The sequence below is a fragment of the Lysinibacillus fusiformis genome, assembly GCF_016925635.1.
Lineage (GTDB): Bacteria > Bacillota > Bacilli > Bacillales_A > Planococcaceae > Lysinibacillus > Lysinibacillus fusiformis_F.
Genome location: NZ_CP070490.1, coordinates 4142964 through 4155750 on the forward strand (window position 1 = coordinate 4142964; position 12787 = coordinate 4155750).

The 12787-nt window shown below is 41.2% G+C and carries 13 protein-coding genes; 9 read left to right on the forward strand and 4 right to left on the reverse strand.

Features of this window, described 5'->3' with window-relative positions:
• Positions 1-19 precede the first annotated feature (19 nt).
• The gene (locus JTI58_RS20340) at positions 20-937 is read right to left on the reverse strand and encodes an alpha/beta hydrolase (protein WP_205443343.1); all 918 of its coding nucleotides are present in this window, start codon (positions 935-937) and stop codon (positions 20-22) included.
• A gap of 160 nt (positions 938-1097) precedes the next feature.
• Between JTI58_RS20340 and JTI58_RS20345 the strand changes: the two genes are divergently transcribed.
• On the forward strand, positions 1098-1574 hold the full coding sequence (locus JTI58_RS20345) for a dihydrofolate reductase (protein WP_205443345.1): 477 nt from the start codon (positions 1098-1100) through the stop codon (positions 1572-1574).
• Positions 1575-1617: 43 nt separating this feature from the next.
• Here JTI58_RS20345 and trhA read toward each other — a convergent pair whose 3' ends face one another.
• Positions 1618-2253 carry a PAQR family membrane homeostasis protein TrhA gene (trhA, locus tag JTI58_RS20350; protein WP_016993322.1) on the reverse strand — a complete coding sequence of 212 codons (636 nt, stop codon included), beginning with the start codon at positions 2251-2253 and terminating at the stop codon, positions 1618-1620.
• Between the two features lie 275 nt (positions 2254-2528).
• On the opposite strand from trhA, the gene JTI58_RS20355 reads away from it, so the two are divergent.
• The 6 genes from JTI58_RS20355 to msrB all read left to right on the forward strand — a co-directional run bounded on the left by JTI58_RS20355 (position 2529) and on the right by msrB (position 7062).
• Entirely contained in the window at positions 2529-3371 is an 843-nt protein-coding gene (locus tag JTI58_RS20355) for a DegV family protein (protein WP_205443346.1), read from the forward strand.
• 216 nt (positions 3372-3587) lie between these two features.
• Positions 3588-4274 carry a hypothetical protein gene (locus tag JTI58_RS20360; RefSeq protein ID WP_205443348.1) on the forward strand — a complete coding sequence of 229 codons (687 nt, stop codon included), beginning with the start codon at positions 3588-3590 and terminating at the stop codon, positions 4272-4274.
• A gap of 305 nt (positions 4275-4579) precedes the next feature.
• Positions 4580-5509 (forward strand): GDSL-type esterase/lipase family protein, encoded by a 930-nt coding sequence (locus JTI58_RS20365; RefSeq protein WP_243456161.1) that lies wholly within the window; start codon positions 4580-4582, stop codon positions 5507-5509.
• A gap of 4 nt (positions 5510-5513) precedes the next feature.
• On the forward strand, positions 5514-6095 hold the full coding sequence (locus tag JTI58_RS20370; protein ID WP_205443351.1) for a YpmS family protein: 582 nt from the start codon (positions 5514-5516) through the stop codon (positions 6093-6095).
• Between the two features lie 12 nt (positions 6096-6107).
• On the forward strand, positions 6108-6641 hold the full coding sequence (gene msrA / locus JTI58_RS20375; RefSeq protein WP_205443352.1) for a peptide-methionine (S)-S-oxide reductase MsrA: 534 nt from the start codon (positions 6108-6110) through the stop codon (positions 6639-6641).
• Entirely contained in the window at positions 6634-7062 is a 429-nt protein-coding gene (gene msrB, locus JTI58_RS20380; protein WP_205443354.1) for a peptide-methionine (R)-S-oxide reductase MsrB, read from the forward strand. The genes msrA and msrB overlap by 8 nt, the downstream gene beginning before the upstream one ends.
• A 1279-nt stretch (positions 7063-8341) precedes the next feature.
• Here the strand turns inward: msrB and JTI58_RS20385 are convergent.
• Positions 8342-10183: a methyl-accepting chemotaxis protein gene (locus tag JTI58_RS20385; protein WP_205443355.1), complete on the reverse strand. Its 1842-nt coding sequence runs from the start codon at positions 10181-10183 to the stop codon at positions 8342-8344.
• A gap of 249 nt (positions 10184-10432) precedes the next feature.
• On the opposite strand from JTI58_RS20385, the gene JTI58_RS20390 reads away from it, so the two are divergent.
• Positions 10433-10651, forward strand: a complete 219-nt coding sequence (locus JTI58_RS20390; RefSeq protein ID WP_205443357.1) for a YozE family protein — start codon at positions 10433-10435, stop codon at positions 10649-10651.
• A 111-nt stretch (positions 10652-10762) separates the two neighbouring features.
• The gene (gene deoD, locus JTI58_RS20395) at positions 10763-11470 is read left to right on the forward strand and encodes a purine-nucleoside phosphorylase (protein ID WP_205443358.1); all 708 of its coding nucleotides are present in this window, start codon (positions 10763-10765) and stop codon (positions 11468-11470) included.
• Positions 11471-11580: 110 nt separating this feature from the next.
• On the opposite strand, the gene JTI58_RS20400 is transcribed toward deoD, so the two are convergent.
• Positions 11581-12615 (reverse strand): beta-propeller fold lactonase family protein, encoded by a 1035-nt coding sequence (locus JTI58_RS20400; protein WP_347709096.1) that lies wholly within the window; start codon positions 12613-12615, stop codon positions 11581-11583.
• Positions 12616-12787: the final 172 nt, after the last annotated feature.

Below are 12787 nucleotides of genomic sequence, written 5' to 3' on the forward strand. Positions count from 1 at the left end.
TTGAGCGGGATAGCCAAACTTATTTCAGGAATTGCGCAATTTTTGTCACGGTTTCAATTGTTGCGTCTTCAAAATAATTCATTTTACTGAAATAGCTATGGATTAATCCTGGCATTGTAATATGCTCGACTGCCACACCAGCAGCCTTTAACTTTTGTGCATAGCTTAGACCCTCATCAAAGAGAACATCTGCCTCTGCCGCGATAATCAATGTTTTTGGCATGTTACGGACATCCTCTAGCTGAAGAGGGGACACAAATGGATTCGTGAAGTTTGCTTCCTCCGTATAGTGCTGAGAGAACCATTGCATGGCTTGTGCATCTAAGCCGTAATTTTCACCATATGCCAGATAGGATACTGTTGAAAAATCGACATTTGTCACAGGATAGATCAGTGCTTGCGCTTGTAGCGTTGGACCATCCAGTGCAGTAGCTAAGTGCGCAACGACTGTAGCCAAATTTCCACCTGCACTATCCCCAGCAACCGACAATCGACTTACATCTCCACCTATTGCTTCAATATGGTCATGCACCCATACTAAGCTATCGTAGGCATCGTGTAAGGGTGTTGGGAAGGGGTATTCGGGTGCTAAACGATAATCCACTGACACCACAATCGCCTGTGCCTGATCTGCTAATAGCTGGCAGCCTGCATCGACAGATTCTAAATTGCCATAGACCCAGCCACCACCATGGTAATAAACAATAACTGGTAATGCTTTACCGACAACGGGCGTATAAAGCCGAACTGTAATTTGCGCGCCATCTCGCACCGTAATGTTGTGATCCTCAATGGATGCTAGCTTCGGTTTATGGGCGGATTGCCATTGCGTAACCGTTCGCATAGCTCTCGCTTCCTGTGGTGTCACTTTGTAATAAGGTGTACCAGTACGCTGAGCTTCTATATAGTGAACAGCTTCTTTTCTTAAAGTAGTCATCTTCATCATTCCTTTATCATGAGGTTTGTTATTTCTATTATAAACTATTCGTATAATTTTACTAGGATTTGATTTAGAAAAAGTTTATTTATTTATAAATGAGGTGAAATCAGCGCATTATGTTTATAATAAAAAGGATGAACGTATTTGGAGGGACAGTATGATTTCTTTAATTGTGGCACATGATGACAACCACGTCATCGGTTATAACAATGGGATGCCGTGGCATTTACCAGGGGATTTGCAGTATTTTAAACAAAAAACAATGGGCAAGCCTATGATTATGGGACGTAAAACATTTGAATCCATCGGTCGACCACTTCCAGGGCGACGCAACATCGTCATTACGCGTGATGAAAACTATCAGGCAGAGGGCATTGAAATCGTGACAAGCTTGGAAGCGGCTTTAGCGCTAGCTGGAGATGTACCTGAGGTAATGATTATTGGTGGCGAGCAGATTTTCCGTTTAGTGATGGAGATGGCTGATCGCTTGTATATCACAAAAATTAATCACGCCTTTCAGGGAGATACCTATTTCCCAAGCTATGAGCAGGATTTTGTCCAAGTCTCTTCACAGGAGCCTGAAACAGCACCAGAAGGCTATACATTCCAATATCAAATTTTTGAACGTAAATAAACGAAAAAGCAATCGCTCCCTTCACAATGAGCGATTGCTTTTATTATAGATAAAAATAAACACATGCATACATAGAGGCACAGCCAGCTAGCACAAAGAGGTGCCAGATCGCATGGTTAAAGGGCAGTGAACGCCATGCATAAAAGATGGCCCCAATCGTATAGAACAGCCCACCAGCTAGCAGTAAAGCAAAGCCATGTAACCCTAAATAGAGATAAACAGGCTTAATGGCAAATATAATTAACCAGCCCATTCCGATATAAAAAATCAATGAAAGTACTTCAAAGCGATTAATAAAGAAACATTTAAACAACACACCAAGCACAGCCAGTGACCAAATAATACATAGCAACGTCAATCCTAGAGTACCACCAACGGCAATTAATAAAAATGGCGTATAGGTGCCGGCAATTAAAATATAAATGGACGAATGGTCCAAAATAGCGAAAAAGTGTTTATATTTTTCTGGCATACTGTGTAGCAAGGTAGACATTAAAAACAGAATGATGACAGACGCACCGAAAATGCTGAAGGTTGTAATATGTAGGGCATTTCCTGTTTGTACGGCTGCTAATAGTAGAACAACCAGTGCTGGAATACTAGCGATGAAACCAATACCATGTGTAATGGCATTCCACAGCTCTTCCCTCCATGATTTATAGTCAAATGAATCAACCATTTGAAACACTCCTTTCGTTCATACATTTACTATACCCCAATAATTTGTACATGAACATTTACATTTGTCATATATTTCATATCAAAAATGTCATAAGGCTGTCATAATCTTTGAGGGGCATTGATAGACAAGAGGTAGGCGAAAACGCTATAGTATCCAAGGTAGCGTTTACATGCAAGCGAGGACAAGGTTTTGCCTAATGACAAATGTCATGTTTACATAATGATTCATTAGTCTATATAATAAATTTTAATGAAGTAAAAGGATGTGTCGAAGTGAGACGAATTCATATAGTAACGGACTCAACTTGTGATTTAACAAAAGAAGAAGTAGCACAACATGGAATACATATCGTGCCTTTAACGATTCAAATTGATGGTCAAACATATACAGATGGTGTGGACTTAGAGCCACAGTCTTTTTTAGGCTTAATGAAAAATGCGAAAAATTTACCAAAAAGTTCGCAGCCAGCACCAGGGAAATTTAAAGAATTATATGATGAGCTAGGTAAAGATGGTGATCAAATAATCTCCATCCATATGACAGGCGGCATGAGTGGAACAGTAGAATCTGCACGTCAAGCAGCACAAATGACAGATGCCGATGTGACAGTCATTGACTCTCGCTTTATCGCGATTGGTTTGGCTATCCAACTACGTGAGGCAATCCGCATGCGTGATGAAGGCGCAACAGTAGAGGACATCGTGGCACGTTTAGAAAAGGTACGAGACAATACGCATTTATATGTGATTGTGGACACGCTCGAAAACTTAATTAAAGGCGGTCGAATCGGTAAAGGAACAGGCTTTATCGGTTCTCTCCTAAACATCAAAGTCATTGCCAACCTTGAAGGGGGCGTATACAACCCTGTGTCAAAGGTACGTAGTCATAAGCAAGTAGTCAATTTCTTATTTAAACAATTCCAAGCAGACACAGCCGGAAAAACGGTTAAGGCAGTCGGCATTTCCCATGCAGATGGTCTAGTAACGATGGGCAACCCATTAAAATCGTTAATCGAAGACACAGGCTTTAACGATGTAGAAATTGCCTTTACATCCCCAATCATCTCGACACACACAGGTCCAGGAGCCATCGGTTTTATTTATTTTGCAGAATAATAGGAAGGAGCTACTACATAAGTAAATGTAGTGGCTTTTTTTATACGTCGATCTCGTAGCAACCATAACTTTCACACCAGGGATGAGCGGACTTGTGTGAAAGATGAGCCATTTTAATTAACCCGTGATCCGTTTCCGACTAAATAAGAGCGTTTTGGATTAAATGGTGATCACTTGAACAGCAAGAAAGAGCGTCTCCGATCAAATGGAGATCACTTGGCTAGTGAGAAAGAGCGTCTTCGATTAAATAGTGATCACTTTGCTACTAAGAAAGAGCGTCTCCGATCAAATGGAGATCACTTGGCTACCAAGAAAGAGCGTCTCCGGTCAAATGGAGATCACTTTGCTACTAAGAAAGAGCGTCTCCGATCAAATGGAGATCACTTTGCTACTGAGAAAGAGCGTCTCCGGTCAAATGGAGATCACTTTGCTACTAAGAAAGAGCGTTTCCGGTCAAATGGAGATCACTTTACTACTAAGAAAGAGCGTCTTCGATTAAATGGAGATCACTTTGCTACTGAGAAAGAGCGTCTCCAATTAAATAGTGATCACTTTGCTATTAAGAAAGAGCGTCTCCGATCAAATGGAGATCACTTTGCTACCAAGAAAGAGCGTCTTCGATTAAATGGAGATCACTTTGCTAGTGAGAAAGAGCGTCTCCGATCAAATGGAGATCACTTTGCTACTAAGAAAGAGCGTCTTCGATCAAATGGAGATCACTTGGCTAGTGAGAAAGAGCGTCTTCGATTAAATGGAGATCACTTTGCTACTAAGAAAGAGCGCCTCCGATTAAATGGAGATCACTTGGCTACTAAGAAAGAGCGTCTCCGATCAAATGGTGATCGTTTCCCCACAAAGAAAGAGCGTCTTCGTTACAAAGATGATCGGTTTACCACGAAGTAAGAGCGTCTTCAAACAAAGTGTGATCGCTTTCTCGCCTGATATGAGCGGCTAACCACTAAGTATGATCGTCTTCATTTAAATAGTGTCGTTTTGCCAACAAATACAATCAGTAATCCTCCTAATGATCATCACTTCCGCATAAAGGTACACTGAATAAACACACATTATCCATACATACACCCCATGATTGAGTGAGGAAATTTGGCAAGAACACAAAATTATGGAGAACTAAGGGTAAGTCACTTTTCATTGCGGCATAAACTATTCTATAATAGAAGTAATAGAAAGGGATGGAAGGTGGTCAAATGGACATTTGGCGATTTATGTTGTCGTGTTTGACCGTCTTAGTACTAAGTGGTTGTGCAATTTCAATCGATGAACCGAATCCGCAAGCAGAGCCTGAAGGTGAGCAAGCAGGAACGGAGCAAGATATGCCGCAGGATGAGCAACAAACAGAAGATGAGGAAAAAACATCTAAGAATATGTTGACGCAAATTTTTGAACATTTTTTTGAGCCATCAGCAGAGGATTTATCGCAAATTGATGAAGAACAAGCAAAGCAACTACATTACTTGGCACTGGGAGATTCGTTGACAGATGGTGTCGGTGATGAGTATAGTCAAGACGGTTATGTTGGAAGATTAGCAGATTCATTGCTCGCATGGCCTTCGATCTCGGATGTGGAGGTCGATAATCGGGGCAAACGTGGTAGACGCAGTGATCAGCTACTAAAATTAGTGAAAAAAGGGCATTATGATGAAGAGCTGCAAGAAGCACAGTTCATTTCCTTAACAATGGGTGGCAATGATGTCATGAAGGTCGTCAGGCAGGATTTATTTAACTTGAAGCGTGACGCTTTTGATAAGGAATTGCTGGCTTATAAAGAACGTTACAGCAAAATTGTAGAAGGCATTCGCGCAAAAAATCCGACAGTGCCCTTATTACTCATTGGTTTTTATAATCCCTTTTCGATTGTGACCAATGAGGCGAATGAATTTGATACGATTATCACAGAATGGAATAATGTGATTGAGGAAGTAGCCAGCAAGGATTCCAATGCTTGTTACGTATCAGTAGAAGATTTGTTTGATTCAAATGAAGAGCTCGTTTATCATACAGACTTTTTCCACCCCAATGCAAAGGGGTATGAAAAAATGACAGAGCGTATACTAGCAGCAATGGAGCAGTGTGGTATGGAAAAAAAGATTAACAAGGCAATAGGCTTCGAGGAGTGACAAAATGAATAAATGGAAAGTCGCGTTTTTTGCCTTAGCGGGCACAGTGCTTTTTGCAATCCTCCTCGTCGTTTTTTTAGCAACTAGACCAGTGGATGGCGTCCATGTTGCGAAGAGTTCAGCAGGTGAAAGTGAAAGCAAAGGGAATGTACTCGTGGTGCAAACCACAACAAAGGAATTAGAATCGATATCAAAAAAATATTTAAAGGATGCAGCGAAAGGCTCACCTTTACCACTTGATTTCACAATTGGGGATGATATTCAATTACGCAGCACACTAACGGTATTTTATACGGAAATCCCTATTTCCATGAATTTTGAGCCCATTGTGGATGACAAGGGGAATATTATTTTAAAACAGACGGGCATGAATGTCGGGTTATTAAACATTCCACCGGAGACGACGATGAAAATCATGCGCGATTCGGTGGAATTTCCCTCATGGATTACCGTGAATCCGAATAAAGCCGAAATTTATATTGATTTATCGCGCATTAACATTGCTTCTGGATCACGTGTACGTGCTAAAGAGTTGGACTTACCAAAGGATAAAATCTTATTGGAAATTATTGTTCCTGGTGAATAAGGAGTGAAATGAATGGCAAAGCAATATGCAACATTTGCGGGAGGCTGTTTTTGGTGTATGGTCAAGCCCTTTGACGAAACACCCGGCATTGATTCTGTGATTTCAGGCTATACAGGTGGACATGTTGTGAATCCTACCTATGAACAGGTGTGCTCTGAAACAACAGGGCATGTAGAGGCTGTACAAATCACATTTGATGATGAATTATATAGCTACGAGCAGTTACTTGCGATTTATTGGACATTGATTGACCCAACAGATGCAGGCGGGCAATTTTACGACCGTGGAGAATCCTACACAACGGCCATTTTTTATCATGACGAAGAACAACGTGAGCTAGCTGAACGTTCAAAGGCGGATTTACAAGCGTCTGGCAAGTTTGATAAACCAATTATGGTAAAAATCTTACCAGCCACTACGTTTTATCCGGCTGAGGGTTATCATCAGCAGTATTATAAGAAAAATCCAATGCACTATGAGCGCTATTCGATTGGATCCGGTCGTCGAGCGTTTCAGGAGCATCACTGGGGGAATAAGCATGAGTAAAGAACAGCGTTTAAAAGAATTAACTGAAATGCAATATTATGTGACACAAGAAAATGGTACAGAGCCACCATTTCGCAATGAATTCGATGACCATTTTGCAGAAGGCATCTACGTAGATATTGTATCTGGCAAGCCTTTATTCAGCTCACTCGATAAATACAACTCCGGCTGTGGCTGGCCAGCCTTCACAAAGCCGATTGAAAAAGAACAGGTAACCGAGCATTTCGATACATCTCACGGCATGCGTCGAGTGGAGGTACGCAGCAAAGAAGCGGATTCCCATCTAGGACATGTCTTCCCAGACGGCCCAAGTGAGCAAGGCGGCTTACGCTACTGCATAAACTCAGCAGCCCTTCGATTTATCGCAAAAGAAGATTTAGAAAAAGAAGGCTATGGCGAATACCTAGCATTATTTAAATAGTAAAGCCTAGCAAGGTAGCTCCTTGCTAGGTTTTTTTGTGTCATTATAAAGTGAGGGGGAGAAATAGCAGATAGAAGGATAAGATTCTAAAAGCGCAGGATAGAACTGAAAAAGTAGCGGATAGAACGCTCAAAGTGGAGGATAGCCCTGCGAATTAGGAGGAGCCCCCGCAGATAGAAGGATAAGATTCTAAAAGTAAAGGATAGAACTGAAAAAGTAGCGGATAGAATGCTCAAAGTGGAGGATAGCCCCACGAATTAGGAGGAGCCCCCGCAGATAGAAGGATAGGATTCTAAAAGTAAAGGATAGAACTGAAAAAGTAGAGGATAGCTCTACAAATTAGGAGGAGCCCCCGCAGATAGAAGGATAAGATTCTAAAAGTAAAGGATAGAACTGAAAAAGTAGCGGATAGAATGCTCAAAGTGGAGGATAGCCCCACGAATTAGGAGGAGCCCCCGCAGATAGAAGGATAAGATTCTAAAAGTAAAGGATAGAACTGAAAAAGTAGCGGATAGAATGCTCAAAGTGGAGGATAGCCCCGCAAATTAGGAGGAGCCCCCGCAGATAGAAGGATAAGATTCTAAAAGTAAAGGATAAAACTAAAAAAGTAGCGGATAGAATGCTGGAAGTGGAGGATAGCCCTGCGAATTAGGAAGCGAACCAGCAGATAGAAGGATAGGATTCTAAAAGCGCAGGATAGAACTGAAAAAGTAGCGGATAGAATGCTGGAAGTGGAGGATAGCCCCACAAATTAGGAGGAGCCCCCGTAGATAGAAGGATAAGATTCTAAAAGCGTAGGATAGAACTGAAAAAGTAGCGGATAGAATGCTGGAAGTGGAGGATAGCCCTGCGAATTAGGAAGCGAACCAGCAGATAGAAGGATAGGATTCTAAAAGCGCAGGATAGAACTGAAAAAGTAGCGGATAGAATGCTCAAAGTGGAGGATAGCCCCGCAAATTAGGAGGAGCCCCCGCAGATAGAAGGATAAGATTCTAAAAGTGAAGGATAGAACTGAAAAAGTAGTGGATAGAATGCTGGAAGTGGAGGATAGCCCCGCAAATTAGGAGGAGCCCCCGCAGATAGAAGGATAAGATTCTAAAAGTGAAGGATAGAACTGAAAAAGTAGTGGATAGAATGCTGGAAGTGGAGGATAGCCCCACGAATTAGGAGGAGCCCCCGCAGATAGAAGGATAGAATACTCAAAATGAAGGATAGCCCTATAAATTAAAAAAGGAGAACCAATCGAAAATATTGGTTCTCCCTCTCCAATTCAAAAATCTTAAACTTTAAACTCGCTTACGAGGTTGCGTAGGCTATCGGCTTGTTGGGCGAGCTCAGTGGCTGCGGCGTTGATTTCCTGCATGGATGCGGAGCCTTGTGTGGCTGCTGCTGCAGATGTTACGGTGTTGGCCGCGGATTGTTCTGCGTAGGCATTGACATGAATGAAGTCACTTGCCACCGCATTGCTATTTTCAAGTGTTGTCGCAATTTTATCCACCATGGCTGCGATGATGGATGTTGTTTCCTCGGTATGCGACAAAATATTGGCTAAGGATTGATTTGTTTCATTGGTCACTTCAACGCCTCGGATGACCGTTGTCACACCTTCATGATTTTGGGCAATGATCGATGTGACCTCATCTTGGATGGATGTGACAATCGATGTAACCTCTTTTGCTGCACTTTGGGATTGCTCTGCTAGCTTGCGCACCTCATCGGCTACGACCGCAAAGCCTCGTCCATGCTCGCCAGCGCGCGCCGCTTCAATCGCCGCATTTAAAGCGAGAAGGTTTGTTTGCTCAGAAATGGCCGTGATTGTACCGATAATGGACGTAATATCCGCCGATTTACGACCTAACGCCTCCACAGTAGACGTTGTAGAAGCCATTGTTTCTTCAATGGATTGCATCACGAGTGACGATTGTTCCACAGAGCGGCTACCTTCATCGGCTGCTTGCTGCATGGCAACAGAGGCACGATGGACAGCACTCGCTTGCTCATTTAATTGGTGCATCGAATGCTCTAAGTCGCTCATTTTTTGCTGCGCACTATTCATACTGGAAATTGTATTGTCACTATCACTCGCAATATCTGCTGTCGCATCCGCTATATCCTGAATTGTACGCGCATTTTCATCTGCTAACGACATCAGCTCCTGACTACTGCTTGATACATGATCGGCCAATTCACTTACGCGTCGAATTAAGTTGGAAATCGACTCGATTAACGTATTCGTTGAGGCTGCAATAATCGAAAATTCATCACGATTACGCACATTTACTCGTCTTGTCAAATCGCCGCCAGCTTGTGCAATATCAAGGATAGAGTCATTAATCGCCTGTGTATTACGTTTCAGTGATTTAAATAGCATAAAGCCAAAAATCACAATCGCTAAAAAGCCAACGATTGATACAAGAAAGAACGTCGTGATCGAAAGGTTTACCTGCTGATTAAGCTTGTCTAATTTTGTTTTATTGGAATCGTCCATGACGGTATTGATGGTCTCGATGTTTTTATCGATATGCGTTTTCATTGTTTCCCCAGTAGCACCCATCATCAGCTTACGAGCCTGCTCAAGACCGAGCTCATCACGCATTGTCATAACTTTATCTGAATAATCAAGGTAATTTTTATAATATTGCTCGATTGCCTGCATATGACCTAGTTCCACTTGTCGATCTTGAAATTGATCTTTCAAGGCAGCCAGCTTTTTATTAATGGTATCAATTTTTAAATGATAAGAAGTGGAATAAATGCCGTTACCAGTAATCAAATATGATTGTTCTAAATTGGTCAGTCTAGCAATCTCGTAGGCAAGTTGATTCACCGTTAGTTGCTCCTGCACGTTTTTCTTAGTGAAGTCTTCCATTTGGTGCTGCAAATTTTGTATATTGATATAGGACAATATACCCATTATACCGTTAATTACAATAAGAAGTGCAAACATAATAAGCACTTTACCCCGAATTAAATGGTAAAAACGTTGTCGTTTTTCTTTAATAGGAGGGGGATTGTTCCCGGTTTCCCCTTGTGTAGAAGCTTTCCTCTTCTTAAAAAAGCTAAAAGTAAAGAGAGACGGGCGTTTTTTCGCTGTATCATGAGTTTTTTTAGTCTTTTTCATCGCCATCACCTTCCTATTTTTTTAAATAGTCGATTTCAATTTTATCTTATTTTGCTAGATTTTTCTATCGTTATTTCTAAAAATTAAAATTTTTCAGATAAAATAACTATGACAAAAGTCAGGACCGACCATGAAAATAGTTCTAAAATCATAATTGGGTAAAATATAGTAGTAGTGGAAGTTATGACGAACGCTATTTTTTTTGATACACTAGCGAAAAGCCAATGCATAAAAAGGGGAAATTGTTTGATGAAGAAAAGTTTTTATTTATATGTCCTAACCTATCGAGGTGGTGATTGGTCTGACCCTAAAGTACGCTTTGCAGAGGAAGTATTTCATGAGCATAATTTTCCAAAGCAGAGCACAGACTTTAATGAGTTGTCCGACTATATCGAAACCTACGCGACGGAAAACTTAACAATCGAGACCTTTGATTCTTTGTGGACGCTTTATGAGGAACAAGCTTAATTGTACGAAAACTATAAATAATTTTGAAGTTGCTAGACGTCTAGCATTGCGTAAATGACAGAAACACAGTATTATTTATAGTGATAACTGACAGAAAAGAGGGATTGCAGTATGAGTATTCATATTAATGCAAAAAAAGGTGAAATCGCTGACACAATTTTACTTCCAGGAGATCCACTACGTGCAAAATACATTGCAGAAACATTTTTAGAAGATGTAACTTGCTACAATGAAGTACGTAATATGTTCGGATACACTGGTACGTATAAAGGGAAACGTATTTCTGTACAAGGAACTGGTATGGGTGTGCCATCTATTTCTATCTATGTAACAGAATTAATGCAAGAATATGATGTACAAAAATTAATCCGTGTAGGTACTTGTGGTGCAATTCAAAAAGATGTAAAAGTGCGTGACGTGATTTTAGCGCAAGGAGCAACTTCGGATACACGTATGAACCAAATCATTTGGGGCGGTGCTATCGACTTCGCACCAATCGCTGACTTTGACCTTTTATTAAAAGCATACAATGCAGGTAAAGATGCAGGTCTTAACTTACAAGTAGGGAATATCTTTACAGCAGATTTATTCTACTCAGACGAGCACCAAAACGAAAAATTAGCTCAATACGGCGTACTAGCAGTAGAAATGGAATCAGCAGCTCTTTACACATTAGCTGCAAAATTCGGCCGTAAAGCACTTTCTGTTCTAACAGTAAGTGACCACATCATTACAGGTGAAGTAACAACAGCTGAAGAACGTCAAACAACGTTCAATGATATGATTGTGGTAGCATTAGACGCAGCAATTCAAGACTAACTCAACGTTTTATACCAATCTAATATCATAATGAACAAAGGCAACCGACAAAAAAACCGACCATTTTTTAAGATGGACAGGGAATAGTCGGTTGCTTTTTTCTTGGGAAATTATAGGCAGATGGTTCCGGTTTTGATACCAGTAGGGCCGTTAAATCCTGGGATTGTGGCAATTACCATGTTTGTTGCTATGTCGATGACAGACACCGTATTATCTGTTTGATTTGTTACATAGGCGAGTGTTCCATTTGGCAGGATGGTTACTTGGTCTGGAGATGATCCTACTGGAATTGTCGCAATCACTGTATTGGTGGCTGTACTGATAACAGATACCGTATTATTACCTTTATTCACAATGTAAACAAGTGTTCCATTAGGTGTAATAGCTGTTCCTACTGGGCCTGCTCCGACAGGGATAGTATTCACTACCGTATTTGTAGTGGCATTAATGACCGATACTGAGCCGCTATTTTCGTTTGTCACGTAAGCAAATTGTCCGCTTGGCGTGAAAACAATGGATCTAGGACGAATTCCTACAGGGATTGTCGCAATCACCGTATTGGTTGCAGTATTGATAACAGATACTGAATTTGAATTCTCGTTTGCAACATAAGCAAACGCACCGTTCGGCGTAAAGGCAATACCTTGAGGTTGAAGCCCTACTGGAATCGTAGCGGTTACGGTATTGGTAGCTGTGTTGATGACAGATACAGTGCTCGATCCGTGATTGGATACATAAGCAAGCGTCCCATTTGGTGAAATGGCGACACCAAGGGGGTTAATGCCTACAGGGATGGTAGCAATTGGCAAGTTTGTGGCCGTGCTAAAAACCGTTACATTATCCGAGAAGAGCGCTGGAACATAACCAAAAGCGCCATTTGGTGTAATCGCTACTTCTAGCGGAGCAGTTCCTACTGGAATGGTAGCGACGATTGTGTTTGTTGCGGTATCGATCACAGATACTCTATTATCAGGCGTTGCGAGCTGCCCAGCATCTGTCACATAGACGAGATAATGACAGCTTGGTGGTATGGGTAAAAATGGGGGCTTACAATTACAACGACAACAAGGACAACAGCAGCGACAATGACAATTTGGATTTGATTTGAACTTGAATTTTTTTAAATGTTTCTGTTCTTTCCCCACACAGGACATCCTTTCGGTCATATATGGCTACTTTATGCGTAAAGAGTTAGGCTTTTTGTACATTTACCTAACCAATCCCTTTTCTTTGGAGAAATGAATAGGTCTGCCTTGACAATAAATTCATTGATATAGAAAAGGAAATTATCAATTCCAATAGGGGATATAATATAAT